Origin of the sequence: Neorickettsia sp. 179522 (genome assembly GCF_001593535.1) — a bacterium.
Taxonomy (GTDB): Bacteria; Pseudomonadota; Alphaproteobacteria; order Rickettsiales; family Anaplasmataceae; genus Neorickettsia; species Neorickettsia findlayensis.
Map to the genome: position 1 here is coordinate 266,682 of NZ_LNGI01000001.1, position 25,826 is coordinate 292,507.

Sequence of the window (25,826 nt, forward strand, 5' to 3'; positions counted from 1 at the left end):
ACAAGTGGTTGTTTCGCTTGCACGGAGTTGATAAAGTGCATTCCTGCCTTCGTTCTTTTGTTTTACACAAAGAATCTTTTATGAAACCTTTTGTGAATTTGCTAAGTATTGGTATGTCGGTTAGACTATATGAGTTACCTGTTTAAGCGCCTGTATGCCACATGTTGTCACGGAGAAATGCTTGAAATGTAAGTATACGGACTGCGTCGAGGTTTGTCCTGTGGACTGCTTTCGCGAGGCTGGAGAGTATTTAGTGATAGACCCAGATGTCTGCATAGATTGTGGTGTTTGTGTCCCTGAATGTCCAATAGAGGCGATAGTTAATGACGAAACGTATATCGATGGAAAAAGTCTAGGGGAAATCATTTCTGTGTCGGAGACTTCTCTGCTTACTAAAAAGCAGCTTGATGCGAGATTCATGGTGGTTTTCAATCGTGTGAGAGCAGCTGAACTGCCTTCGATAGTTACAAAAAAGGAGCCTTTGGATGGAGCAGAGAAATGGGCTGAAGTTCCGAATAAAATTTGCTATATAAAGCAGACAGAAAGTAAAGAAAATGGTATAGAGAATAGCTAGGGAGTTGCTTCGTTTGGTCGTATGAGTTCTGGTAATAGTGGGTCGTTTCTTGATCGGCTGAAAAAGAAAAAACCTGTGGATGGTGGCGGAGATGGAGGGGGAGGGTTTGCCTCTCGTTTTACTCAAAGAGCCTCACAAGGCAGTAATGCCTTTTCTGAAAAGTTTTCTGCAGCAAAACCTAGTGGTGGTTTTGCTTCTCAGAAGGGTGTCCAGAAAAGCAGGAAAGATGCCGCAGGTTTTGCCGAAAGTGTCCGAAAGAAGCGTAGTGATTGTGTATATCTTGTTCGTGGTAAGGATAAAAATAGGGCGGCTTGGCACTACGTTCTCGTGGATAAGGTTAAGAAGGAGATGTTTCTTGCTGCCGCAAAAAGTGGCTCAATAGATGTCAAGGATTACGGGGAAATATTATATTCTGGTTGGGGCGAGGACCCTCCTGAAGACATTAAGAAAAAAATTGAAGAGGAGTACAGCTGATTTTTCTAGTTGTGGATGTGAAATTGGGTAACACTCGCTACTTTCTCCTATGTGTGGTGTGCTCTTCCTTTTTCAAGACTTTGTGCGAACGTGTGGTTACACTTCTAGGTTAGTGAAATGAAACTAAGGGTTCATAACACACTTTCTGGCTCAAAGGAAGAATTTCTTCCTTTAAGCAGCAAGGTGGTGCGTATGTACGTATGTGGACCGACTGTATACGACATTCCACATATAGGGAATATTAGGGCTTCTGTAGTGTATGACATTGTATATAGGGTCCTACTTAAGCTCTTTCCTGAAGTTGTTTATGTGCGTAATATCACTGACGTAGACGACAAGATTATAACAGCTGCATCCGTCCAGGGTGTTAAATGTGATGAGATTGCCCTTCATTACGAACATATTTTTCACGAACATTTGGTCTTGCTCAATTGCCTTGCGCCGACTATCGAGCCTAGAGCTACGCAAAGCATAGATCAAATGATTTCCATGATTCAGGCACTTATAGACAGTGGGAATGCTTATTCTGCTGGGAAGAATGTCTATTTCGATGTGAGCTCGTTTGCTGAATATGGAGCGCTTTCTAAAAGAAAAAAAGAGCAATTGGTCTACGGTGTGCGCATAGAAGAGGATGCAAATAAAAAGCATCCGGGGGATTTCATATTGTGGAAAAGTGATGATCATGTATATTGGCCAAGTCCGTGGGGTAATGGCCGACCAGGATGGCATATAGAGTGTTCTGCTATGACGTTAGCAACGTTAGGTGCGGATTTTGATATACATGGTGGTGGCGCGGATTTGAAGTTTCCACATCACGAGAATGAAAGGGCTCAGAGTATGTGTGCCAACCCTGGTTCTAAATTTGCCCGCTACTGGATTCATAACGGCTTTCTCACAGTGAATGGGGAAAAAATGAGTAAGTCCCTGGGAAATGTTGTTAACGTCGATACGCTAGTTGAGTCAGGTGTTACACCAAACGTAATCCGTTTTGTTCTTATTAGCACTCACTACAGCAAGCCATTAGACTGGAACAATGCCCTGGTAGAAGAAGCAGTGAACTCCTTAATGAAATTTAAACTTACTCTTTTGGATAATGGCGTTCTGTCTAAAAGTGGAAGCTGCATAAGCAGCCTAAACAGAGAGGTTTATAACGACGAGTGTAATGCCGAGAATGTAGAGATCGATCTCAGAAGTTGCACATCTGAAGTTGTCGTTGCACAAACTGAGCGGAAGGCCAACAATTTCTCGGAAAAAATAAAGGAAATTTTTGATAGGTTCGAGAGTTTTGGTGGCGATTGCAGTACTTACACGAGAGAGTTTTTTGACTGTATACTAGATGACTTTAATACCCCTGGTGCTATCGCTGTTTTGCACAGACTTAGTGATAAGATTCGTCTCGTTGGTATGAGAAAAGTGAATAACTTGGCATATCTTCTTTACAATTTATTGATCTTCTTGGGTATAGACTTAGGAGTAAAGCAGTCCAGAGTATCCGAAGATTTTATCCGTTCGCAACTGCAGAGGCGTGCCGAATGTAAGCTGCGAAAGAACTTCGTGGAAGCAGATGAGATTCGCTCTGCTTTGGCTAAAATTGGAGTTCTAATCAGGGATCACAAGTATGCACCTACAGATTGGGTGTCTCTTTAATACTAGCTTTGCTTTTGCAACAGTATTGTACTTTGTATAGGAGTGCGATATACTATATATTTGATCCTCCTGTAGGTTTTAAGCATATACTACTCGTATGCCACAAGATTTGTTATGCTATTCCCCCATTCTTCCGGCTGATGCTGATGCTGCTGTTGCAAGTCAGAGTACTCTCTTGCAAGCGGGCAGGGACCTTGGTATCTCTGGTGGTGTAGTTGAGGCTGTTGGAACTATTCGGCAGTGTGATGTTTTGCCCAATTCTCAAGAGAATGGAAGGGAGAGAGGATAGGGTTTCTTTTGCGCTCTAGCTTTTTTTTCCCTCCTTTCCTTGGTTTGCGGTTCGTCGTTCCGTCTGGGTTTTTGTTCATCCTCTGCTTTGTTTGTCCTCGCTGCTTCTGGTAATCTTTGCCTTAGTGAGAGAGAATTGTTCCTTTTGGGCTAATCTCATTTACTTATGTCAGAAGAATTCCCACCCGCGATGAAGCGGTATTTGGAAGTCCGATGCCAATATCCGGATGCGGTTATTTTCTACAGAGTAGGTGATTTTTACGAAATGTTTTTCGAAGATGCACGCGAGGTGTCTGCGCTGTTGGGGTTGCATCTTACACGGAAGGGTACATACAAAGGGAAAGATATCCCGATGTGTGGGGTACCGGTTTCTTCTTGTGAAGTTTATATAAATAAATTAGTAAAGCTGGGTCGTAAAGTTGCTATCTGTGAGCAATTGGAAACAGCAGAAGAAGCAAAAAAACGGGGTACCACGGCTATAGTCCTTAGAGATGTGGTTCGGTTGGTGACTCCTGGAACACTGACTGAGGATAGTCTCCTTGTAAGTGGGGAGAACAATTATTTATTTTGTGTCGCTCCTGGAAAAAAGGAAATTGGTATCGCATGGTTGGATATCTCTACAAAGAAGATTATATTCACAAATGCCAGTCTAAACTCTTTAGAGAGTTATCTCGTTAAAGTTGAGCCTAAGGAGGTATTACTTCCAGATACGGTTGACTCGGAACTGAGAAAATTTATAGAACAACAAAACATCCACATAACGAGACGTCCTAATAATCTTTTTCAGTTTGAGTATGCCGAAAACGAATTGAAGGGATTTTATAATGTTCTTCAATTAGGTTTTATGGATGCGAGATCTCCATGTGAAATTGTGGCTTGTGGTGCTCTGATTGCTTATGCACGTGCAACGCAAATGGGAGAGCTAAAACAGTTGGAATTTCCCAAACGGTATGAGAGGGGCCACTATCTTGAGCTGGATGCATCAACTATCCGTGGTTTGGAGCTAGTAGAATCGCAAACACCAGGTGAGAAGAATAGTCTGCTACAAGTAATTGATCAGACTTGTACAGCCGGAGGCAAAAGGCTTCTAAAGAGTTATGTCATTTCCCCTCTAGTATCGGTTGAAGAAATTCAAATCCGTCAAGATAAAGTAGAATTTTTCTTTGTGCAGCAAGAATTGCGAGAAAAGGTGCGTGCTGCACTTTCTAATATTCCGGATGCGGAGCGAGCACTGTCGCGTATTGCACTGAATCGTGGAGAGCCAATTGATTGTCTCGCTGTACTTTCCTGTATGAAAGCATCACTGTTACTTGCTGAGCACTTTTCCACTTTTTTAAGGAATGATTATATCAGAAGTATATATGACAAATGTGCACCGGATGATGAGTTAATGGAGACCTTGCGTACTGCATTTCTACCAAATTCTAATAGAAAAGTAGATGGTTCATTTCTTGATCCTGCACATCATCCAAAACTTCTAGAACTCAATATGTTATCCACCAATGCTGATGTGGTGATAAATGATTTGTTACTGACATATAGGAGGAATACTGGGATTAACTCTATGAAATTGGGTAAGAACAACCTCATAGGCTACTATATTGAGGTTCCCAAGTCTGCGCCAATTCTCGATAGTGCAATTTTTATCCACAGACAGTCCTTGTCGAATAATATACGCTATACAACGCTCGAGTTGCAGAACTTGGAGGCACAGATAACAAAAGCAAACGAGAACTACAGAAAGTTAGAATTAGAACTTTTTAGGGAGTTGTGTGCAAGGATTCTTATATCTGAGGGACCGCTCAAAGAAATGATTGCAGCAATAGCAGAGCTGGATGTTATAGTTTCCCTTGCCGAGATTGCTGTCCAAAGAAAATATGTGCGTCCACATGTTGATGATAGTAACGAACTGCGCATTTCTGGGGGTAGACACCCATTTGTAGAACAAGTGAATGCGTTTGTGCCAAATGATCTAACTTTTACTACGGAAGAGCGCGTATGTGTGTTAACAGGACCTAATATGGCTGGAAAAAGCACTTATTTGCGTCAAAATGCATTGATAACTGTGCTGGCTCAAATGGGGTCGTTTGTACCAGCTGATTCTGCTCACATCGGTGTTGTAGATAGAGTTTTTAGTCGCATTGGTGCGTCTGATAATATTGCCAGAGGTAAGTCCACGTTTATGGTAGAAATGATGGAGACAGCAAATATAGTTAATAATGCAACGTGCAGGTCTCTTGTAATTTTAGATGAGGTTGGGAGAGGTACCTCTACTCTGGATGGTATCTCAATCGCGCAAGCTGTTCTTGAGTATTTGCACGACTCAGTAAACTGCAAGACCATTTTTGCAACTCATTACAATGAACTTTGTGATCTTGAAGGTAAACTTTCACGAATGAAGTGTTACTCAGTTGAAGTAAAACATTGGAGAGATGAGATTCTTCTGATGTATAAAGTTGTTCCTGGGCGGGGTGACAAGTCGTATGGTATACATACAGCAATGCTTTCTGGTATTCCTGAGTCAATTATTCGTCGCGCAACCGAAATAGCAAAGGAAAAGAATTCTAGTGTGGAAGGTTCTCTTTCTAATGAAAGGGTTAGAGTAAAACACCAGTGAGGGATAGTACCTATAATCTGTTGTTGAATTTCTCTTGAATCAGTGTGGGTCACTGGTGAGCGTGTAGTATTATCTAGGTCGCTAACTCGAAGAAGGTGTTGTTCACGTATCATGTGCGACGAGGCACAATATTGAAACAGTTTCTCTTTCTTTTGTGGTTATTGTGTCGCATAAACACAATAGCGAGTTCTGCACAGTAGCATTGATACAATGACCATTCAAGTTTGAAATTGGGCTTTTCCTGCTATACATTTTAGGATCCACATTGGTTAATCGCTTTGCATTAGATGGTCAAGATCTCTCCTTCCTTACTGTCAGCTGATTTTTTAAATCTATATTCTGATGTGAAACTGCTAGAAGAATCAGGGGCTGACTCGATTCACATTGATGTGATGGATGGGCACTTTGTACCGAATTTGACTTTTGGGCCTGTGATAATAGAACAAATAAAAAGAATCACATCAATTCCTATTGAAGTACATTTAATGATCCTGAATGCTGAGCAGACTTTTCAGGACTATATCAATGCAGGAGCAGATACCATTTTTGTACATAGTGAAGCCTGTTTCCACTTGGATAGGATGGTTAATGCGGTAAAAAGTCATGATGTTAAAGTGGGTGTTGCGTTAAACCCAGCCACTTCTGAGGATATATTAAGGTATCTGTACACTTCGATAGATGAAGTTTTGATCATGACTGTGAATCCGGGCTTTGCATCTCAGGTTTTTCTTACATCCCAGCTTGAGAAAGTGAGTTTAGTACGACGTCGCATAGCTGAACTTGGCGTTAATGTAACCATTGCTGTCGATGGTGGAATAAATGCCAAAACAGCAAGCCTGGTAGTCTCTGCCGGTGCTGAAACCCTTGTTACAGGGTCGTATCTTTTTTGTCCTGATAGAAAAGATCTTGGCGCTAAGATTGCTTTACTGCGTTCACTTGCATGATTTTAATCTGTATTGGAGTTTACATGTTTTGACCTTAAAACATCCTTTCTACACCAGTGCGCGCACGTTATTCTAAGAGCTGCGTTCTGATATGGTGTGTTGTATACCGGTGGAACGCGAAATGTATTGAGTGTGTAATCGTGCTATGGTTCTAAAATTTTGGGGTATGTAACCCAGCTGGTGAAAGAGTGAAGATCTCATATCCGGTTTGAGTTACTCCGATAGTGTGTTCGAATTGTGCTGACAAGGACAAATCCTTAGTTCTAACAGTCCATCCATCCCTCCTGTCGAGTATTACATCAGCCCTACCAGCATTGATCATTGGCTCAATAGTGAAAAACATTCCGGGTGCCATAATAAGATTACTATTTTCATTTGACGCGTAATGTACAACATTGGGTGGTGCGTGAAACGTTTGTCCTATACCATGTCCACAGTACTGATAGACTATTGAGTATTCATATTGCGAAATGTGTGAGTCTATTGCATGACCAATTGCATTAAATGGGACGCCCGGTTTAACTACTGCAATGCCGGCCATCATTGCTTCATAAGTGGCCTTGCACAGTCTCGCTGCTTTGACCGAAGGTGTTCCAACGAAGTACATCCGACTTGTATCACCATGCCAGCCGTTCAGAATGACTGTGACATCTATATTGAGTATGTCCCCGTCCTTTAAAGGTACTGCATCAGGAATGCCGTGACAGACCACGTTGTTCTTGGAGGTGCATATTGATTTTGGAAAGCCTTTGTAATGTAACGGTGCTGGAATAGCACCTGCAGCAACTATAAATTCGTGACACAAACCGTTTAGTTCATCAGTCGTGACACCTGGTTTTACGTAATCGGTGATGTAGTCCAATACTTTTGCAGCTAGGTATCCAGCCTTTCGCATGGATTCGAAATCTTCTTCTGAGTGTATTTTAATGTTTGTAACCATAAGCTTGGTAGATCTTTTTTCGATTGTAGTTTCTGTTAGTTCATAATTATGCACCAAAGTCTTGACCTTTCTTTACTACCCGGCATAAGTATAGAACAGCGTGCTCAACTGATGTGTAACGCAAAGCATTGTAGTGCCTTTATAAATCTCGCCGTAGTAGAAGTGCCCAATTGAAAGAGGAATACATAACCTCAAAGGAATATACCTAAAATTTTTCTGCGATAAAGATCCCGAGTGTGCAACCTAAGCCTACAACTTTTGTAATGATGGAATGAAATGGTGCTTTATTTGCCTCATTTGCCAATCCTATATCTTTATGTTCAAGTTCTTCTTGTCGGAATTGGACAATCTTGTTTAAGAGTTGATGTTCATGTGGTTTAGCCTTGCTGAGAAACTTTATTTGTTTTTGGTAGTGTCTATCTATTGTATCTTCAATTGCAGTGGTACAAGACATTGCAACTTGAACGCCCGCCTTTGCGCCCAGGTACCCCACTCCAAAAGCGATGCCCTTACAAAGTCCTAGTAGAATAGTTGGTCTAGCCCTTAATTGAACAATTTGAGAATGAAAAAACTGTAGATGCTTTTGTTCAGTTTTCATCATTTCGTATATCAATTCTCTTTTTTCTAGATTATTTTGAAGGCCACGCAGTTGGCCTCTGTAAATGTAGACAGCAGCTGATTCACCTGCATGGTTGACCCTTAATATTCTGTCAATTAGCGGATCGGTTCTCATTTCTAACACACGCGAAAATTACTAAAAACGCACTCCCTAGAGAATACAACAGATTTAAATAAGTAAGACGTATTCCCAGTAATTTTTGTGGATCATCACAACGCACTATTTCATTTGTGGTAATTTGTTCGTATAGATTTGTAATATTAAGTGTCTCTCTGTACGTAATTGCACAATTTTCTGGCATGGTAAAGAGGTGCATTTCTACTCCTATGTGGTAGAGCGTTATCAGTGCTCCTGAAAAGAGTGATGCTACGGCAAAGTAGATGAGAAACCGATTCCCATTTTCCATTAAAAGAAGTCCGATGGCTATTAGTGTACTAATGAAGTAGGGCCACCTCTCATATATGCAAAGGGTGCAGGGATAATAATGAAATCCATATTGCAAGATTACAGCTAGGAGAAGTGCTAGCAAAGAAGGCACAAGAAGTGTAATCGCAACCAATCTGGCAGGAGATAGGAGACACCTATACATTACTCTAATATACTACATGTACATTAATTTTGACACACTACATGTATTTTGGTTTAAAGATTAAGCTAAAATGCTTATCGGTTTGCCAAAGTCTTAAACAAGATACACCTACTGCACCTTAGAAGATTAAGGAAACCAAGCCTCATAATAACATTAGATAGTCAATATTGCATCATAGTATGGTGCATGATGCTTGACCTATGTCTGTTAGCTTACTTCATAACGGGCACTGCTTAAACAGATGTTGCGTATATCTAAGCCCGGTTTACAACAAAGACCACTGTTCAAATTTAATGACGCTGTTCTTGCTTTTCTACGAAAAATGCACGCCTTCAGCGGAATAAAAACATGCTCAATGTTGTGCCAAGGTAGGTTGCACATGGGATATGTAGATCATCCGGTACTGTTGTGATCAATCTAAGTTATGCGCGCTCCCATTTTTCTCAACGAAGAGAAAATCCATGATAAGCAGAATGTAATCATGAAGTAGGTATGCTATAATCTCTTAGTTTTTACTGTTGTTTGCATGAAAGAGCTCTCATTACCCGTTGATAATTCTGAGTTTGATGCCTATGCGCGGAAGATCTTAGCAATTCCGATACTGCAGGAGGAAGAAGAACGCCACCTTATAGAGAGATGGTTTGTTCATCGGGATATCTCGGCGGCTCAGAGGCTTGTTGAAGCTTATCTGAGGCTGGTAGTGAAGGTGACTGTGCGGTTTAGAAATTATGGGCTTCCTCTGATGGATCTTGCTTCCGAGGGAAACATCGGTCTGATGAAGGCTATCAAAAATTTTGACCCGACGCTCGGGCATGGAATCGCAACTTATGCTATATGGTGGATAAAAGCTGCGATAAATGAGTATGTCATAAAGTCTTGGTCTATAGTGAAAATTGGCACAACAGCTGCTCAGCGTAAACTCTTCTTTAATTTGCGCAAGTTAAAGAATTCCGGTAGTGTTGCCGGCCTCGATAAGCACCAGGCGGTGGGGAAGATTTCAGAAATGCTTGAGGTGTCAAAAAAGGATGTAGAAGAGATGGAAAGAATCTTGAATGCTCGAGATGTTTCTTTGAATATGCAGTTGGGCGAGGATGGTAGCTCAGAAATTCACGATGTCATTCCTGTTTCAGAAGTAAGTTACGAGGTTACGCTTTCAGAAACACAGGAGAGACAGATGAAAAATCGCTTGCTTTACGAGGCAGTTGAATCACTTGAAGGGCGCCATAAGGAGATTTTTGTTGCTAGAAGCTTGAATGTAGTTCCTAGGACACTTAAAGAACTTGGTGAGAGATTTTCCATTTCTCAAGAAAGGGTGAGACAAATACATGCTCGGGCGATGAAGAAAGTGACAGAGTATGTAGAAGAGCATGGAAGAAAACTTGGGATAGTATAATCGAACATGACCTTGCGTTTATCTGTACCATTGGAACAAAATCAACATCAGAGCTTGCTCTGCCCAAAAATAGCGGTTATCGGAGTCGGCGGGGCAGGTGGTAACGCGATTAATAATATGATTAATTCCGGTCTTCGCGGTGTCAAATTTATCGCCGCGAATACTGATGCACAAGCGCTTGAGCATTCTCTTGCTGATGTGAAGATTCAATTGGGTGCCAATCTTACAAAGGGGTTGGGAGCTGGGTCCATACCTGAAATCGGTAGGCAAGCAGCAGAAGAGTCCATTAATGAACTTGCCGAGGCTATAGAAGATGCTGATATGCTGTTTATAACTGCCGGTATGGGTGGTGGTACCGGTACAGGTGCAGCAACGGTGATAGCTAGAATGGCTATGGAGCGGAAAGTTCTCGTTGTGGCAGTTGTCACAAAACCTTTTTATTTTGAGGGCGCCCGTAGAGCTAAAGTAGCTGAGGTTGGGCTTGAAGCGTTAAGAAGAGTAGTTGATACCTACATAGTTATTAATAACCAAAATCTTTTCAGGATAGCGAATGAAAAAACAACATTTGCAGATGCATTTAAAGAGGTTGATAAGATTCTCTATTTTCATGTTAGAGAAATAAGTAGCTTGATGGTGAATCCAGGGTACATTAACCTTGATTTTGCAGATGTCCGTTCAGTCATGAGCAAGATGGGCAAGGCCCTTATGGGGACAAGTGAAGCTTCAGGTGAGAATAGGGCGGTCAAAGCAGCTGAGAATTCTATAGCGAATCCGTTGCTGGATAATCTTTCGGTGCAGGATGCAAAAGGTATTTTAATTAATATTACTGGCGGTCCAGATATGACGCTTTTTGAAGTGGATGCAGCTGCAAATTGTGTCAGGGAGAAAGCTAATGAGAATGTTAATATAATTTTTGGCTCCACTTGTTCAGAGTCTATGAGTAACGTTGTTAGGGTCTCTGTTGTTGCTACTGGCATTTCGCCAGATCACGGAGAGTTGAGCGAAGCAGGGGATCTAGGTGAAGAAGGTTTTTCTGGGTGGAGAGAGGAAAAGTCTGACGAACAAAAAAAGATGGAGTTGCTTGAGATTCCGGCTTTTATCCGCAGGGTAAAGAAGAAATCTTGATTTTTTCTCGCGTGTTCTAGTCGTGTTTTGTGAGGTTCGTTTTTGCAGTTTTGTTGAATGCTACTCTCCTGGTTTGCACTACTTCTTTGTTTTTTTGAAGAAATTTTATTTTCTTTTGTGGTGCATCCAATTTTCTAGTGTTTGTGATAACTCAAGGAGAAAACTCTTGCGTGGTGTGTGCGTCCCTGACGCACTTTTTCTTTGTATTTAAACTATTACTTTTTTATGTGCGGAGAGATTCCAAATGTGCTTTTGCTCAGTTTCCGTAATGTGATCTTTTTGCTAACCTTACCATTTGGGTTGAGTGTTTTTAAAGATGAAAGTAACAGTTTCTGGGCATGGTTTTGATTTGGGTTCTAGCCTATCTGAGTATATCACTGACCGGGTTCTTCTGGGTGTGCAAAAGTATCTCACACAGGCTTTAGGTGCTCGTGTTTCACTTTCTAAGGAAGGACGCTTTTTTCATGTAGATGTAATTGTAAATAGTCCTATATCGTTAATCAAAGCAAGTGGTGAATCTAGTGATCCGTATCTGGCTTTTGATAATGCCTTTTCAAAGATATCGTTAAAGTTGCGGCGGTACAAAGATAGATTAAAGGAGCATAAATCTGAGGCCAAGTGCAGCATGAAATTTGCCCTACATCATCATGAGTACAAAACGCAAGGTCCGAGGGCGATTTTGGTTAAGGAGGAGAAAATTCATCTTAGACAGCTTTCACTAGAGGAGGCCATAATGCATATGGACCTTATGGCACTCCCGGCTTTTGTTTTTATTAACCTTGAAACAAATAAGCTAAATATAATTCATAAAGAAGATAGTACAAAAGAGACTATCGTTCTTCTCGATACAAACCAGGAATTTAAGGAAGCAGACTGATTGTTGTGATAGGGTATTGAGCGGCCTGGATTGTATGTCGTTTATTGAATTGTCGAGAGCGAGATGCATCTCTTCTTTTTGTATGGGTCAATAGTCTTAAAAGAGTAGAGCTGCTAATAAGCTGTGTTGCTCCACATCAAGGTTGGGTTTGCTCAGTACCTTCTGTCCTATCGTATGATGGGGTCGCACCGCCGAAGAGATGGCCGAAAGCGGACTAAGTGTGCGCACAGGTGCTGTTCTCTTTAGAGGAGGAAGCGTGCTACTTCATGGATATATTGCGTTGTTTTTTTCCAACGCTCACGCTGAACTGCTTAGGCAGTTCAATGCTGTAGCTGAAGACCTTCTGCTGGTCTATTTTCACTGCTCCTGATTCTATCAGTCTTTTCGCTTGAGTTCTGGAAGAAGCGGCTTCGATCCGAATGATTACATCAATTATGTCTGCACCGTGTGGGATCTCTATTTCTGGTAACTGAGACGGATCATTTTCTTCAAATGCCTTGACTATACTTTCGCTGATCTTTTCTGCAATTGCGCTGCCGTGACATATTTTGGTTGCCTCGGTGGCGAGTATCTTTTTTGCTTCATTTATTCGAGTATCACTAAATGCTGAAAGAGCTTTGATCTCCTCCATTGGAAGCTCGGTAAAAAGACACAAAAACCTTTCTACATCTGCATCTTCGGTATTTCTGAAGTATTGCCAATAGTCATATGGCGAGTACAGATTCGGGTCTAACCAAACGGCTCCTGCTTCAGTTTTGCCCATTTTTTTTCCGGAAGCGGTCGTGATCAATGGTACGGTCAAACCAAATATCTCTGTATTTCTCAATTTTCTTCCCAATTCTACACCATTGACTATGTTGCCCCATTGATCTCCTCCTCCTATTTGTACATTGCAGTTATACAGGCGATTTAATTCAACAAAATCGTAAGCCTGAAGTATCATATAATTGAATTCTAAAAAACTGAGGTGGGATTCACGTTCTAGCCGACTTTTTACACTATCAAAGGTGAGCATCCTATTGACAGAAAAGTGACGTCCCACGTTTCGGAGAAAGTCTATGTACTTAATGTTTTCTAACCAGTCAGCATTATTAACGAACAATACACTTCCTATGATGCGCTTCACGATTTCGCTGATGGTGCTGATATTCTTATTTATTTCCTCTTTGGAAAGCATTTTGCGGGATTCGTCTTTTCCAGACGGGTCGCCTATAAGAGTAGTACCACCACCGAGCAGTATTATGACTTCGTGTCCATAACTCTTTACCAAGCGCATTAGCATCAATGGCACCAGATGCCCTAGATGTATAGCAGGCGCTGTGCAATCAAAACCTAAATAGAAGACAAGCTTCTCACCAGAATCCAAACGATGCTCTAACGCTTTTCTATTTGTACACTGGAGGAAGTACCCCCTTTCCTCAATTATTTTCAGCATAGCCAGGAGAGCCGAGCTTTCAACCGTGCTTTACTAAATACTGTTGGATTCCCAAGCTCTGAATTAGCGATAACTGCTGCTCCAACCACTCTAGGTGCTTTTCTTCGTCTTGTAGAAGAGATCTCATCAGACTTGAACTTACAAAATCCTCGTTTTGCTCGAATTCTACGATTGACTTCCTGTATGAGGAAAGGGCTTTCAATTCAAGATCGCGGTCTCTTTCAAAGATTTTTTCTACACTTCTTGGGCACGTGCCCATGTCTTTATAACCAACTCTCGGATTCCCTTTACAGGAGAATATTCTCTCAAGTAGCGCATCAGCGTGGTGCATTTCTCCAATAGAACGACTCCTCAAAGCCTCGGATAGATTAAGGAGACCCATATCCTTTAAAACTTTGGAGTGAACAAAATACTGATTTATTGCTAATAATTCGCTTTCTAAGGCTTCATTCAACCTTTCTATTGGAGAAAAATTTGTCATGGGCACCTGGATGATGATACTAGTGGCAATTGTAGTAGAAAAGTCCAAATCTTTCTAGTCTGGGAGTACCTCAAGGGAGAATAACAAAGACATGCAAATACTTAAAAGAATAAATTTACATCAACTAAAGCTCACCTATTAACACTCAACTAACAAAAAGATAAGTGTACAAAACAACAAAACAAAATGCTCCAAAAGAAGTCAAATATCACAAAAGAAGTCCGTCCTAGAAACTATACTCTTTGTTCTGATTGTTGTGTCGTGGACAACGGAACATCTGGCCACACGTCGACTGCGAGTGGCGTTGGTTGCTTGGCCAGAGTGAACATTAGTGCTTCTGATACAGTGGCAACAGGAATGATCTTCACTGCGTTTTTCACTGATTTTGGAATGTCCTCTAAATCTTTTTTGTTGCTTATCGGTATTAGGACGGTTTTTATACCACCCCTCACAGCTGCTAGAAGCTTTTCCTTCAGACCACCAATTTCCATTACTTTTCCCCTAAGACTCACTTCTCCGGTCATCGCAACGCTTGAGCAAACTGGTATTCCAGTCATCACCGAGACAATAGAAGTGCATATTGCAACCCCTGCAGATGGGCCATCTTTTGAAGTTGCACCCTCAGGTACATGAACGTGCACATCTTTACTTTTAAAGAACTTCGATGTGAAACCAAATTTATTGCAATTTGAGCAGACAAAGCTATAGGCAGCCTGGACGGACTCTTGCATTACCTCTCCAAGCTTTCCTGTAGAACGAATCTCGCCTTTTCCTGGGAGCAAGACTGCTTCTATCATGATTAAATCTCCGCCGGTCTGCGTGTAAGCCAGACCTGTAGTCATACCCACTAAATTTTCTGGTTCTGCAGTACCGAAGGTACATTTTTCCACGCCAGCATACTTTTTGAGATTTTTAACTGAAATCTCTATAGATTTGACGCCGGACTGCACACCCAACTTTTTGACTGCTTTCCTCATCAAATTTGCCAGCTCCCTCTTCAAGCTCCGTACTCCACTCTCACGAGTGTAACGACGTATAAGCAACTTTAACGCTTCTTTGGAAATACTCCACTCGTTTTTTTTCAAACCATGTTCTTTCCTTAATTTTCCGATTAGATAATGCTCTGCTATCTGCAATTTTTCCTCTTCTGAGTAGGCTTCCAGACGTATTACTTCTAACCGATCCAACAGTGCTGGAATCATATTCAAGCTATTTGCAGTTGCAACAAACATCACATCACTCAGGTCATACTCAACCTCTAAGTAGTGGTCCACAAAGCGTGAGTTCTGCTCAGGATCAAGAACTTCCAAAAGTGCAAAAGCAGGATCACTTCTGAAATCCGAAGACATTTTATCTATTTCGTCCAGGAGGAAGACGGGATTAGATAATTTTGCTTTCTTCATGTGCTGGATTATCTTTCCCGGCATTGCGCCTATATAAGTCCTTCTATGACCTTTAATTTCAGACTCATCTTTTATTCCACCGAGTGACATCCTAACGAATGGTCTGCCAGTAGCTTCTGCTATTGCACTGGCAAGGGAGGTCTTTCCGACACCTGGAGGACCAAGTAAACATAGTATGGAGCCTTTAAAGGATTTTGTACGGTTTTGCACGGCCAAGTATTCGATAATGCGCTCTTTGACCTTTTCTATGCCGTAATGGCTCGCCTTTAGAATCCGCTCTGATGCTGCGATGTCGGTAATCATCTTGCCCTTCTTTTTCCAAGGAAGAGAAATCACCCAGTCTATGTAGTTACGAACTACAGTTGCTTCAGCAGACATGGGCACCATATTTTTGAGTTTTTTCAGTTCCTTTGAAACTTTTTCTTTTGCTTCTGCAGAGAGCTTGCTAGTCCCTATTTTTTTCTCTAGGTCAACAAGTTCATCATACTCTTCACCTTCCTTCTCGTATAGTTCCTTGGTAATTGCTTTTAGTTGTTCATTGAGTAAGTATACCTTATGTGATTTCTTAATCTGACTCTCTGTTTTTTCTTTAATCTGCTGTTTTATCTGCAACACTCCAAGCTCTTTCTCTAGGAATGCATGGACTTTTTTCATCCTCTCTAAGAGGTTTACAGTTTCGAGTATTTCTTGTTTTTCACTGAGCTTGAGGTTTATACTTGCGGCCACCAAGTCGGCTATCCTGCTAGTCGAATCTATTTGTGAGAGGAGTCCAGTGATTTCATCTGGAATTGTTTCGCTTAACTTGACGCACTTTTCGAAATTCTGAACAACTGATCTTCTATATGCCTCTATGTTTACGTCATCGCTTTCTTCCTCTTCTATTGGAAAGACATCTGCTTCGAGTACTCCATCGATTTTTCTGAAATTTACAGCGCGCGCACGGCACTCCACGATTACCATAAGTTTGACACCACCATCCTGAAGATTAATCTTCGGTTCGGCGATCTTTGCTATGACACCAACTTCGTACAAGTCTTTACCTTCAGGGGTTTCTTTCTTTGGATTCCTCTGTGCAACCAAGAGCATTCTTCCACTATTTTCAGACGTCTCTGCCAGTGCTTTATCCATTGCTTGTATTGACCCCTTCCTTCCCATAAATATTGGAAGGTAATCACCGGGAAAGAAAATGACCTCCCTAAGAGGTAGGACGGGTAAATTTAGGTGCGCCGGCCCGGATTCAAACTGAGAATTATCTGCATCATGCTCTTGTTTTGAATCTGCGTCACGATTATTCAGCTCTTCTTCTGACATAAAAAATGCATTCCCTTACATGATATATGGGTGCTAGAATTTTGTATTCAAGCTCACAGACGGTCATTATACAAATTAATTCCTGCAATACCAACTTTTTGCCCAGCTTCTCTCAGTTTCCATATGTTCGCTTTTGTTATGCCTCCCAATGCAAAAACGTTAATTTTTCTTGTGAAAGCTTGGTATTTAAGGAATTTTACAGCTCCCATCGCATTGGAGTTAGTTTTCTTGTTGTGAAAAACTGGGGAGAAAAGTGCCGCATCAAAACCAGCTGCTTGTATTTTTAGATTTTGTTTTACACTATGTGATGCACAACTTATAAACCACTGCTTTTTGAAGTACCGCCACTTTCTCATCTTGCTAAAACTTGACTCCCTTACATGTAATCCTGATGCACGTGTTAGAAGTGCGATAAATGGATCGCCAGCAACGAGAAAGGTCAAACGCAACTTCCTACACATTCTTGAAAGCCAGTGTGCCAAGCTTTTTCTTTGTAAATGCTCGTAACACCGCAGCATAACGAGACTTCCCAGAGGCAGCTGTTTCAAGACAAACGGAACTTCAGACAGCGAATGTCCTCTCTCGATCACAAATAACCATCTAAAAAGGTGTGCGTAGCGCTTGAAGAACATTAAAATGGTTTTATCACTGCCAGTATAACAACTGCAATAAAAGCAATTGTGACTCCTTCATTTGCAAACTTAAAAAATGTGCTTGAGTATTTATTACACCCTCTACTAAAAGCGACGGAACATCGCCAAAAGAATATGTGCAAAGACACCAGTGCAGCCACAAAGAGTAATTTTAGATGTAGCCATGCACTTAGAATGTGACCTGTATCGACCGCCAACAGCAAGCCAAGCGTAATAGTTACTATCATAGCGGGTGTCATAATATAGCAGAGGAGACGTTTTTCCATCACACGAAAAACAGAATCGGTTTCAGTGCCAACATCCACGTCAGCGTGATAGACCATGATTCTAGGTAGGTAAAAAAGGCCTGCCATCCACATTGTGACAACAATGATATGAAGCGCCTCCATCCAATCGGTTCCAATACTCATACGATTCTAGACGTTATAGTACTTTATAAATTCAATTGGTACAGGATGTTTTGATACCTCCTCGGAGTCATCACGTAGAAGCTTTACATAGGTATCAAGCTGATCATTCGTGAACACACCACCCTGTGTCAAAAATTGTCGATCGGTTTCGAGTGCAAAGAGTGCCTCTTCTAAAGACTTAGACAGAGAAACTTCTGAGGATTTTTCGAGTTCCACAGCAGCTCCCGGTAGTAGTTTCTCCTGTATACCTGCTATACCTGCCATAATTAAAGCAGCGGTTCCGATGTATGGATTAGTACCCGCATCAGGAAAGTTAACCTCTATTCTCTTTCCGGAAGAATCACCCTCCCTACAGTGTGGAATCCTCACTGTTGTTAGACGGTTTCCAAGCAAATGATTCGGCCCATAAGCTGCATCATCGATGTTTGCCAGGCGTTTATAGCTATTAGTTAGCGGGTTCAAAATGGCATTTAGCGCTTTCCTATGCTTTATTATTCCGCCAATGTAGTATTTGCATAATTGTGAAACTTCCTCTCCTGGATCCTGAGGTACAAACAAATTTTGCTCATTTTTCCAGAGCGATATGTGAAAGTGCATCCCGCTGCCATTGTAGTCCTTGAACGGCTGAGGCATGAAAGTAGCCGATTTACCATAAGAACTAGCTACGTTACGTGTAATGTACTTGCATTTTTGCACACTGTCAGAAGTCTCTAAAGCTTCTCCGTGGTAAAAGCCTATTCTGCATTGCGACGATGCAGCTTCATGATGGTGCATCAATGGTTTTACTTTTACCTCTCTGAGTGTTTCCAGAATTTCTGCCCTTATGTCGTTTACAGAATCTGAAGGTTGACTTGTCAGATAACAGTTTCTGCTGCCTTCTCTGTGAGCGTGATTATTATACTCGTACCGTCTGCCAGAATTGTAGATCCCTTCTGATGAATCTAGCTCAAAAAAGGCACCGTTTTCTTTGACGGCAAACCTCGCATCATCCAGTACGAAAAATTCCATTTCGAGACTAAAAAAAGCCCTTTCAGCTATTCCGGTGCTGCGTAAAAATTCCATTGCTCTCTTCGTTGTTGCGCGTGGACTATGTTCATAAGAACTACATCCGCGTGGTTCCATGATGTCACAGATAAGGCACAATGTTGGCTGTGCAGCAAAGGGGTCTAAGAAAGAACTGCCCAACTCAAGATCTGGTACGAGCACCACATCGGATTTATGCATGTCATGCCAGCCCTGAATCAGCGAACTGTCGCATGAAATACCATGTGTAAGAATGTCTGTAGTAACACTATCGCTGTGAAGCGTGATGTGCAAGAATTTTCCGGTGGTCGAAGTAAATCTGAAATCAATAAGTCTGATCTCATTTTTAGCAGCGAACTCCAGTATAGAGGCAGCTCTGTTATTTGTCACTTGTGTAGTAAAAAAACCAACGGTAATTGTATTATTCGTTCATCGATTGTGCAATCTGTTTTTGAGTTTCTTCTAAGGTGCTTTTGAGAAAAGTCTTTGGTTAACAACATAAGCTATTTGATTGATAACGCAAGTGATCCTACCGAAATTGTCTTTACCTTGTTTGGGTAAATCTGTATTCTATGCGATTAGCTCTTAGAGCTGATCGTTTTTAATAACTAGTGGCGCGAGAGTTCATTTTACATTTTCCATTCGATTTATATGAAATGTCCATTCTGTGGTAATCGAGATACTAATGTCAGAGATTCACGTTCTGTGAATAAAGGTGCCTTCATAAAAAGAAGGCGTTTTTGTGGCGAATGTGGTGCTAAGTTTACTACTTTTGAAACTATACAACTCAAAGAAATAAAGGTTATTAAAAAGAACGGTAGTTGTGAAAGTTTTGACAGAGAAAAGGCGGTGCGTTCGGTGGAAATTGCATTACGTAAAAGACCTGTTACACGAGAAAGAGTAGATGAATTAATGAATTGCGTCATTTATAAGATTGAACGCATTCATGATGCGAAGATAACTGCAAAGCTTATTGGAGAACTGATTATGGAACAGCTTGCTACTCTCGACAAAGTTGCTTTTATTCGGTTTGCGTCCGTTTATATGAACTTTGAGAACGAAGAAGATTTTATTCGGGTAATAGGCAGTATCACTTCCTAGCTAGGTGGCTTTAGCATGTGAAGAAAACAACTGCAATGCTTTTTCGTATTTACCTAAGAATGGGGATTTTTATCACTTGGAATTGTGAAAAGCATTTCTGATTTGCTCATGATGTTTTCTTGCATAAGGTCATACGTTGGAGATTAAGTCTTGCACCTAAGTAGGAAGCTGGTGGTCTGCTTTTTATGCTTGCTGAGTGCAGGGTTTATCTTTGGCCAGGGTATAAATTCACTTCTGCCTACCTGCGAACTGAGCTGTTATTTTATTTTTCTGCTAACTCTAATATGAATCTCGATTTTACAGTGTTTTGCCAAGAGTTTCTTATTAGCCTTCGATTAGCGCTCGTTATTGTTAAAAACCTCTTAGCCCTTGTTATTCCCACATAGGCTAAACGACGCTCTTCCTCAATTTGCTCAGTGCTAAATAGCGACCTTGCATGCGGAAACGTTCCATCTTCCCAACCTGGAAGAAATACTTGTTCAAATTCCAGTCCTTTAGAAGCATGCAAGGTCATCACATTGACAGCATCGCTATTATTTATTTGTGTATCGCTTTCTGTCAAAAGTGACACATGTTGTAAAAAATCCGTGGCATCGTCGAATTCCTGGATTACTCTGAAAAGTTCGTCAACATTTTCGATCCTGCTCTCATCTTGCTCTTTTAATGCGGATATGTACCCGGACTCCAGTGTAATTTTTTTTAGCAAGTCATGCAAACTGTGATTAAGAGAGTCTTCTTGCCATTTTTTAACTTGTTTCACAAATGTCAGAAGCGCTGTGCTCTTAAGTTTTTCGTTTTCCTCAAGTTTTCTAGCTGCTTCAAACATCGAGCAACCTTGTTCAAGTGAGTAGTTATATATCTTGTTCATGGATGCTTGCCCTAGACCCCTTTTCGGAGTGTTTATTATCCTTTCAAAGGCTAGGTTATCATTTGGATTGGTAACGAGTCTTAAATAAGCAATAATATCTCTTACTTCTTTTCTCTCGTAGAACTTTAGTCCTCCCACGACGCGGTAGGGAACGTTTTCGTGAATGGCTGCTTCCTCGAAGGCTCTCGTCTGAAAACCTGCCCTAACAAGGATGGCCGTATCGCTGTAGGGACACACTAATTTTCTTTCCTTTATCTTTCTGATAATTGCTCTTGCTTCCTGTTCGCTGTCCATGTAGGTAACAATCTGTATTTCCTCACCACTCGGGTATGCTGTCCACAGCTTTTTTGTTAGTCTGGACTGATTATTTTTTATGATATTGTGCGCGGCAGTTAGAATTTTATTCGTCGAGCGGTAATTTTGTTCCAGCTTGATAACTTTTGCTCCTTCAAAATCTTTTGCGAACCTCAAGATGTTACCTACTTCTGCGCCGCGCCACCCATAAATTGATTGATCATCGTCTCCAACGCAACAGATGTTTGAGTGCTTCTGTGCTAATAGCCTCAGCCATAGATATTGACATAAATTCGTATCTTGATACTCATCCACCATGATGTATCTGAATTTTTCTTTGTATTTTTCTAAGGTTTCCGCGTCTTTGTTGAAAAGGGTAACGTTGTGCATGAGTAAATCCCCAAAGTCCATGCTATTGTTTTCCTTGAGTTTTTCTTGGTAAGCATCATATATGGAGAGTGCTTGTTTTTCGAACCATGTGTTTGCCGCATTGTTGAATCTCACCCTACTTGGAGTGAAGGCTTTATCTTTCCATGCCGAGATCAGGCTTAGGTACTTCTTGAGTAGAGCTTTATCTGCTTCGATTTTCTTTTCTTGTGCAACTTTCTGAAGCATTCTGACTTGGTCATCTACGTCTAGTATTGTAAAGTCAGGTTTAAAACCAAGTTTTTCCGCTTCTATTCTTAGGATCTTAGCTGCTGCTGCATGAAATGTCCCAATCCAGTGGAACTTCATTTCTCCAACGATCTCGTTGATGCGCTGGATCATTTCATTTGCAGCTTTATTCGCGAAGGTAACGGCCATAATTTGATTTGGGTGCGCATACCCTGACTTAATCAAGTGGGCTATTCTATGTACCAACGTCTTTGTCTTACCTGTTCCCGCACCAGCGAGTATCAAGACAGGACCATCTACGGTTTCTACGGCAAGTCTTTGCTCATAGTTCAGATTCATAATTGTTGGTTGTACAATGTGCCCAGATCGTACCACATATTCTTTTCTTCTACATGCTTTTTTAGTGGTACTGCACTTTGTTTGCCTAAGTGTCTCTTCAAATGGGATGCTACTCCGAGTTATGCGTCAAGCGGCATATCATGTTGGTCGAACGACCTTTGGAAATGCCCTGAGAAAATTCTCCATTAGCTTTGTCGACAATTCCTCACTTTCAATGCCTCTAAGTTCGCTTATGTACTTCAGTACGTGCACAACATACGAGGGATAGTTTGTTTTGCCTCTAAACGGGACAGGAGAAAGATACGGTGCATCGGTTTCTATGAGCATTCTCTCTAATGGTACTTCGGAGGCTATTTTTTGTACTTCTGTAGCGTTTTTAAACGTTACGATTCCGGAAAATGATACGTACCAAGAATTTCTTATTGCCGCTTCGAAAAGATCTCTAGATGAAGCGAAACTATGCAGGATTACTGATGTTTTACTATTGCTCAACTCAGTTTCCAGTATATGTGCTGTATCAGTTTCAGCATTTCTCGAATGAACTATAAGTGGTAGGTTTGATTCCAATGCTGCCCTTATATGCTCTCTAAATGATTCCTGCTGAGCCTCTTTTGTAGTGTAGTCGTAATGGTAATCTAATCCTGTTTCGCCTATGCTTATCACTTTTTCGTGTTTTGCCAATGATATGAGTGTTTCTCTTAGGGACTCACATTCTGCGACGTGATTTGGGTGTACACCTACGGAGCAGTAGACATTGGAGAATTGCTCAGAAAGTGAAAGCAGATCTTCAACTTCACTTAAGTTGGTTGCGATATTATGCAAGACTCCTACGCCGTTTCTTTTTGCCTCTTCGACGATATCTTTTATTTCTTCTTTTTTGTAGAAAAGGAGATGGCAATGCGAATCGAAAATCATTTGGCAATCTGATTTAGAAAATGGATCTAAAAGCTTCAGGTATCATGATCGGGAGAGTAGTGATGCGGGTAAGGCATAAGGGGAAACTTAGAGGCAAAATCGTTCACGAGATACACATCAAACTTCAACTATGAGGCAGACGAAAGGCGTGCAAAGAAAGCAAGGAAGAGCAGCGCATACAATTTTGTAGAGCACCGCTATGCGAATCTGCACCCAGCACAACTGAAACAAAATAACATATTGAAATGCATGGAAGCAGAACGCAAACTCGGAAAAAGAGTTAACTCTTTTGGCTCTCAGCGTATTTTTGAGCAAAATTTATAGGTGCAAGCATCAGAGGCGGAAAACCCGCATCAGTTGTCGCTGTAGCTATGATTCTTCTCGCAAATGGGAAAAGCAGCGTAGGTGCTTCGACAAGTAATGTCTGCCTCAGTTGTTCCTGAGTGAGATTCTTTATCGTAAAGACACCGCAGTACTTCAACTTACAAACGAACGCAACCCGTGTTTCATCTGAAGAGTCCTTATCTTTTATGCGCGCTTCAGTTTTCAAATCAAGGATTACTTCATATATATCATTTCTCTCGTCTATTATTCTGCTATCTATATTGCACTGTACATCGACTTCCGGAGGATTTTTCATGATGCTAAACACTTCCGGAGAGTTAGGTGTATCGAGAGCTATTGACTTCATGAACTGACCCTCAGGTCGTGCTAATGGCAGGCTTCCTTCGCTATCAGATTGTACCTCATCGTTGGTAATTTCGTCTTTGTTGGGCATTTTTGTATTCTTTACAAATATAAGTGATACTGTAGATGTAGCTTAGAGTAAGTGTGACCTTTTGTCCACCTGTTTCATGTTTTGGTTTAGTAGTACTATTTTTGTATGAGTCTCTTTGGTGGTTTATGGAGTTAATATTGTACGCGATATTGGTTTTTTTTATCTTCAACAGGCTTTATGCATCTTTTGGTAAGGTCTCTGTCGAACGCGAGCTTGGTTTCAAGGCCGCAGAAGTAAAAGAAATTCTCGAAAAGAAGGTTAAGACGGTCGATCAATTTACTTATGTTGCTCCAGGTGATCTTCAGGGTATTGTGTCTGCGAAAAAAGAGATCGAATCTTTATGGAAACAAGATTTTTCGACAGATCGATTTATGGAAGGGGCTGAGCGTGCTTTTGAAATGTTCACCAAGGCTTTTGCTGATTGCGACCTAAAGGTTTTATCAAAGTTGCTTTCCAAAAAAGCCTTTAGCGTTGTCTCTGAGAAAGTAGCACAGCGCAAGATCCGTGGTAATACTCTTGAGAGGACTTTAGTTGCTTTGCGGTCGAAGAATTTGATTAAGCTTAGTGTGATAAAAGGTGTTTTGTACGCGACCGTACGGTTTGTTTCCGAGCAAATTAATGTTGTACGCGATGATACTGGCCACATACTGTCTGGGGACCGCGACACAATAGAAGTGATAGAGGATAAATGGGTATTTGAAAGATCATTGAAGTCGCCCCACAATAGCTGGGTTGTATGCGAGTTTTCCTAGAGCATGATCGGATTATTCATTCGTTTTGCTACCAGGGTATTTGCTTAGCTTGGTTTTTGTTTGGGTATTTGATGTGCTCTGTTTCTACAGTGATTTTTTTCATTGTAGACAAAAAGAGCGTTTGCTGTGCGATTTTATTGTCTGTGTATCCTGCACACTCTACAGGAAGGAGTCGGATTTGTTAAAGTTAACTTTTTCCTACGAATTCTAAAGACGCGTCGCTTCCTTAAAGTTAGTCTATACCCGCTATACAAGAAAGCTTGGAAAGTTGCTCGGGGTTAAGTTCTTCTATTCTCATTTCAGGACTAGCTCCTACTTGCGCTAGTGCTGAATGTAATGCTTCGGAATCTTTAAAAACTCTCGATAGGCTTTTTTTGATCATTTTCCTTCGTTGAGAAAAACCTTCGACCAGGATCTTTTCTAAAACAGATTTATTTTGTGGCCATTTTTCTTCTAGTGGCGTCAGCTTTACAACGGTAGATGTTACCTTTGGTGGTGGTGTAAAGATTTCTGGTGCGAGTGTAAATTGTGGTTCTACTTCGCATTTAAGTTGCACCAAAACAGATAGAGCGCCATAGTTTTTGTTTTTAGGTTGCGCACAGATACGGTCTGCCACTTCTTTTTGAAACATTAGTACCATCTCACGGACGTACTCTACTTCATTTATCCAGCTTAGCAACAGATGTGTCGCAATGTTGTACGGCAAATTTGCGATTATGGTGACCTTTTCTTGTTTATACAAATCGCTTAGTCGAATGAGTAGAGCATCACCTAAAGTGTATTTATAGTTCTTATGCTGTGTCATTAGTGAAGATAGTGGCTCTGCAAATCTCTTATCTTTCTCGACTGATATGAGTGAAGCTGGTTCTCTAAGAAGTATTGCGGCAGACAGTGTCCCTAGTCCAGCACCTACTTCGAAGATGTGTTCACCCTTTACTGACGTTGCCGTGTTGACTATTTTGTCGAGCAATTTCTTATCGTAAATAAAGTGTTGTCCAAGCAGTTTATTGTATTGTCGCACCTTTTTTCCTTGTTCTGATCAATGAGTTCGCTATTCACAGTATAGCCGGAGTAATTTGCGCGGAGCAAAACACGATTCCTATTTGTTTGCCTATTTTTTGCAAATCTCCTTTCTTGATTGTTGGGTGAATTGATGCGTAATCTCAACTTTCTTTTTTGATAGACCAAGGGTTATTTTTGGATAAATGTGCAATTCTATTAAAGATGCAACTTACTACTTGCAAATTTTTATATAAAATCATTCTAGTTTGAGGATTTATATTATTTTCTGCTATTATCTTGCAGTTGATTATGCCAGACTACATTGCAAATACCATCTTTTTCACTGTATAGCGGCCTCT

24 protein-coding genes are annotated in these 25,826 nt (G+C 41.0%); 11 read left to right on the forward strand and 13 right to left on the reverse strand.

Translation table 11 applies throughout. The features are described 5' to 3' along the window. Positions 1–154 precede the first annotated feature (154 nt). From AS219_RS01325 to rpe, 6 genes are all read left to right on the forward strand, one after another. The gene (locus AS219_RS01325; protein WP_067979052.1) at positions 155–574 is read left to right on the forward strand and encodes a ferredoxin family protein; all 420 of its coding nucleotides are present in this window, start codon (positions 155–157) and stop codon (positions 572–574) included. Between the two features lie 21 nt (positions 575–595). Further along, positions 596–1,048: a hypothetical protein gene (locus AS219_RS01330; protein ID WP_067979057.1), complete on the forward strand. Its 453-nt coding sequence runs from the start codon at positions 596–598 to the stop codon at positions 1,046–1,048. Positions 1,049–1,165: 117 nt separating this feature from the next. Further along, on the forward strand, positions 1,166–2,695 hold the full coding sequence (gene cysS, locus AS219_RS01335) for a cysteine--tRNA ligase (protein ID WP_067979060.1): 1,530 nt from the start codon (positions 1,166–1,168) through the stop codon (positions 2,693–2,695). A gap of 97 nt (positions 2,696–2,792) precedes the next feature. After that, a complete protein-coding gene (locus AS219_RS01340) occupies positions 2,793–2,984 on the forward strand; it encodes a hypothetical protein (protein ID WP_067979062.1) in 192 nt (63 codons plus the stop codon). A 189-nt stretch (positions 2,985–3,173) separates the two neighbouring features. Next, positions 3,174–5,600 (forward strand): DNA mismatch repair protein MutS, encoded by a 2,427-nt coding sequence (gene mutS / locus AS219_RS01345; protein ID WP_231861814.1) that lies wholly within the window; start codon positions 3,174–3,176, stop codon positions 5,598–5,600. A gap of 287 nt (positions 5,601–5,887) precedes the next feature. Next, positions 5,888–6,544, forward strand: coding sequence for a ribulose-phosphate 3-epimerase (rpe, locus tag AS219_RS01350; RefSeq protein WP_067979069.1), 657 nt, complete (start codon positions 5,888–5,890; stop codon positions 6,542–6,544). Positions 6,545–6,695: 151 nt separating this feature from the next. Here rpe and map read toward each other — a convergent pair whose 3' ends face one another. The 3 genes from map to AS219_RS01365 form a co-directional block, all read right to left on the reverse strand. After that, positions 6,696–7,508 carry a type I methionyl aminopeptidase gene (map, locus tag AS219_RS01355; protein ID WP_255353756.1) on the reverse strand — a complete coding sequence of 271 codons (813 nt, stop codon included), beginning with the start codon at positions 7,506–7,508 and terminating at the stop codon, positions 6,696–6,698. A gap of 181 nt (positions 7,509–7,689) precedes the next feature. Next, positions 7,690–8,217, reverse strand: a complete 528-nt coding sequence (locus AS219_RS01360) for a demethoxyubiquinone hydroxylase family protein (protein WP_067979075.1) — start codon at positions 8,215–8,217, stop codon at positions 7,690–7,692. After that, positions 8,195–8,692 (reverse strand): disulfide bond formation protein B, encoded by a 498-nt coding sequence (locus AS219_RS01365; protein ID WP_067979078.1) that lies wholly within the window; start codon positions 8,690–8,692, stop codon positions 8,195–8,197. The genes AS219_RS01360 and AS219_RS01365 overlap by 23 nt, the downstream gene beginning before the upstream one ends. Positions 8,693–9,218: 526 nt before the next feature. Here AS219_RS01365 and AS219_RS01370 point away from each other — a divergent pair. The 3 genes from AS219_RS01370 to hpf all read left to right on the forward strand — a co-directional run bounded on the left by AS219_RS01370 (position 9,219) and on the right by hpf (position 12,087). Continuing rightward, on the forward strand, positions 9,219–10,085 hold the full coding sequence (locus AS219_RS01370) for an RNA polymerase factor sigma-32 (RefSeq protein WP_067979081.1): 867 nt from the start codon (positions 9,219–9,221) through the stop codon (positions 10,083–10,085). Between the two features lie 6 nt (positions 10,086–10,091). Continuing rightward, on the forward strand, positions 10,092–11,210 hold the full coding sequence (gene ftsZ / locus AS219_RS01375; protein WP_067979084.1) for a cell division protein FtsZ: 1,119 nt from the start codon (positions 10,092–10,094) through the stop codon (positions 11,208–11,210). A gap of 316 nt (positions 11,211–11,526) precedes the next feature. Next, positions 11,527–12,087, forward strand: a complete 561-nt coding sequence (gene hpf / locus AS219_RS01385; RefSeq protein ID WP_067979090.1) for a ribosome hibernation-promoting factor, HPF/YfiA family — start codon at positions 11,527–11,529, stop codon at positions 12,085–12,087. Positions 12,088–12,346: 259 nt separating this feature from the next. On the opposite strand, the gene tyrS is transcribed toward hpf, so the two are convergent. From tyrS to AS219_RS01415, 6 genes are all read right to left on the reverse strand, one after another. After that, positions 12,347–13,522, reverse strand: coding sequence for a tyrosine--tRNA ligase (gene tyrS / locus AS219_RS01390; RefSeq protein WP_067979092.1), 1,176 nt, complete (start codon positions 13,520–13,522; stop codon positions 12,347–12,349). A 19-nt stretch (positions 13,523–13,541) separates the two neighbouring features. Then, positions 13,542–14,003: a bacterioferritin gene (gene bfr / locus AS219_RS01395; RefSeq protein ID WP_067979094.1), complete on the reverse strand. Its 462-nt coding sequence runs from the start codon at positions 14,001–14,003 to the stop codon at positions 13,542–13,544. 233 nt (positions 14,004–14,236) lie between these two features. After that, positions 14,237–16,717: an endopeptidase La gene (gene lon / locus AS219_RS01400; RefSeq protein WP_067979096.1), complete on the reverse strand. Its 2,481-nt coding sequence runs from the start codon at positions 16,715–16,717 to the stop codon at positions 14,237–14,239. 53 nt (positions 16,718–16,770) lie between these two features. Beyond that, the gene (locus AS219_RS01405; protein WP_067979099.1) at positions 16,771–17,349 is read right to left on the reverse strand and encodes a thiamine phosphate synthase; all 579 of its coding nucleotides are present in this window, start codon (positions 17,347–17,349) and stop codon (positions 16,771–16,773) included. Beyond that, entirely contained in the window at positions 17,349–17,780 is a 432-nt protein-coding gene (hemJ, locus tag AS219_RS01410) for a protoporphyrinogen oxidase HemJ (RefSeq protein ID WP_067979101.1), read from the reverse strand. The genes AS219_RS01405 and hemJ overlap by 1 nt, the downstream gene beginning before the upstream one ends. A 6-nt stretch (positions 17,781–17,786) precedes the next feature. Next, entirely contained in the window at positions 17,787–19,193 is a 1,407-nt protein-coding gene (locus AS219_RS01415; RefSeq protein ID WP_067979104.1) for a glutamine synthetase beta-grasp domain-containing protein, read from the reverse strand. Positions 19,194–19,454: 261 nt separating this feature from the next. Between AS219_RS01415 and nrdR the strand changes: the two genes are divergently transcribed. After that, the gene (gene nrdR / locus AS219_RS01420; RefSeq protein ID WP_067979108.1) at positions 19,455–19,904 is read left to right on the forward strand and encodes a transcriptional regulator NrdR; all 450 of its coding nucleotides are present in this window, start codon (positions 19,455–19,457) and stop codon (positions 19,902–19,904) included. 262 nt (positions 19,905–20,166) lie between these two features. Here the strand turns inward: nrdR and AS219_RS01425 are convergent, their stop codons facing one another. The 3 genes from AS219_RS01425 to secB form a co-directional block, all read right to left on the reverse strand. Further along, positions 20,167–22,020 (reverse strand): ATP-dependent helicase, encoded by a 1,854-nt coding sequence (locus tag AS219_RS01425; protein ID WP_067979111.1) that lies wholly within the window; start codon positions 22,018–22,020, stop codon positions 20,167–20,169. Positions 22,021–22,158: 138 nt separating this feature from the next. Continuing rightward, positions 22,159–22,935 (reverse strand): TatD family hydrolase, encoded by a 777-nt coding sequence (locus tag AS219_RS01430; RefSeq protein ID WP_067979118.1) that lies wholly within the window; start codon positions 22,933–22,935, stop codon positions 22,159–22,161. Positions 22,936–23,215: 280 nt separating this feature from the next. Beyond that, positions 23,216–23,713, reverse strand: a complete 498-nt coding sequence (secB, locus tag AS219_RS01435; protein ID WP_067979120.1) for a protein-export chaperone SecB — start codon at positions 23,711–23,713, stop codon at positions 23,216–23,218. A 125-nt stretch (positions 23,714–23,838) separates the two neighbouring features. Here secB and AS219_RS01440 point away from each other — a divergent pair, with 125 nt between their 5' ends. Continuing rightward, positions 23,839–24,465: a Tim44/TimA family putative adaptor protein gene (locus AS219_RS01440; protein WP_067979122.1), complete on the forward strand. Its 627-nt coding sequence runs from the start codon at positions 23,839–23,841 to the stop codon at positions 24,463–24,465. 232 nt (positions 24,466–24,697) lie between these two features. Here AS219_RS01440 and rsmA read toward each other — a convergent pair whose 3' ends face one another. Continuing rightward, the gene (gene rsmA / locus AS219_RS01445; protein ID WP_067979125.1) at positions 24,698–25,486 is read right to left on the reverse strand and encodes a 16S rRNA (adenine(1518)-N(6)/adenine(1519)-N(6))-dimethyltransferase RsmA; all 789 of its coding nucleotides are present in this window, start codon (positions 25,484–25,486) and stop codon (positions 24,698–24,700) included. Positions 25,487–25,826: the final 340 nt, after the last annotated feature.

Bases quoted from the DNA above. Each gene is read 5' to 3' on its own strand.
- AS219_RS01325 (WP_067979052.1), top strand. From the start codon at position 155: ATGCCACATGTTGTCACGGAGAAATGCTTGAAATGTAAGTATACGGAC.
- AS219_RS01330 (WP_067979057.1), top strand. From the start codon at position 596: ATGAGTTCTGGTAATAGTGGGTCGTTTCTTGATCGGCTGAAAAAGAAA.
- cysS (WP_067979060.1), top strand. From the start codon at position 1,166: ATGAAACTAAGGGTTCATAACACACTTTCTGGCTCAAAGGAAGAATTT.
- AS219_RS01340 (WP_067979062.1), top strand. From the start codon at position 2,793: ATGCCACAAGATTTGTTATGCTATTCCCCCATTCTTCCGGCTGATGCT.
- mutS (WP_231861814.1), top strand. From the start codon at position 3,174: ATGAAGCGGTATTTGGAAGTCCGATGCCAATATCCGGATGCGGTTATT.
- rpe (WP_067979069.1), top strand. From the start codon at position 5,888: ATGGTCAAGATCTCTCCTTCCTTACTGTCAGCTGATTTTTTAAATCTA.
- AS219_RS01360 (WP_067979075.1), bottom strand. From the start codon at position 8,217: ATGAGAACCGATCCGCTAATTGACAGAATATTAAGGGTCAACCATGCA.
- AS219_RS01365 (WP_067979078.1), bottom strand. From the start codon at position 8,692: ATGTATAGGTGTCTCCTATCTCCTGCCAGATTGGTTGCGATTACACTT.
- AS219_RS01370 (WP_067979081.1), top strand. From the start codon at position 9,219: ATGAAAGAGCTCTCATTACCCGTTGATAATTCTGAGTTTGATGCCTAT.
- ftsZ (WP_067979084.1), top strand. From the start codon at position 10,092: ATGACCTTGCGTTTATCTGTACCATTGGAACAAAATCAACATCAGAGC.
- hpf (WP_067979090.1), top strand. From the start codon at position 11,527: ATGAAAGTAACAGTTTCTGGGCATGGTTTTGATTTGGGTTCTAGCCTA.
- tyrS (WP_067979092.1), bottom strand. From the start codon at position 13,522: ATGCTGAAAATAATTGAGGAAAGGGGGTACTTCCTCCAGTGTACAAAT.
- bfr (WP_067979094.1), bottom strand. From the start codon at position 14,003: ATGACAAATTTTTCTCCAATAGAAAGGTTGAATGAAGCCTTAGAAAGC.
- lon (WP_067979096.1), bottom strand. From the start codon at position 16,717: ATGTCAGAAGAAGAGCTGAATAATCGTGACGCAGATTCAAAACAAGAG.
- AS219_RS01405 (WP_067979099.1), bottom strand. From the start codon at position 17,349: ATGTTCTTCAAGCGCTACGCACACCTTTTTAGATGGTTATTTGTGATC.
- hemJ (WP_067979101.1), bottom strand. From the start codon at position 17,780: ATGAGTATTGGAACCGATTGGATGGAGGCGCTTCATATCATTGTTGTC.
- nrdR (WP_067979108.1), top strand. From the start codon at position 19,455: ATGAAATGTCCATTCTGTGGTAATCGAGATACTAATGTCAGAGATTCA.
- AS219_RS01425 (WP_067979111.1), bottom strand. From the start codon at position 22,020: ATGAATCTGAACTATGAGCAAAGACTTGCCGTAGAAACCGTAGATGGT.
- AS219_RS01430 (WP_067979118.1), bottom strand. From the start codon at position 22,935: ATGATTTTCGATTCGCATTGCCATCTCCTTTTCTACAAAAAAGAAGAA.
- secB (WP_067979120.1), bottom strand. From the start codon at position 23,713: ATGCCCAACAAAGACGAAATTACCAACGATGAGGTACAATCTGATAGC.
- AS219_RS01440 (WP_067979122.1), top strand. From the start codon at position 23,839: ATGGAGTTAATATTGTACGCGATATTGGTTTTTTTTATCTTCAACAGG.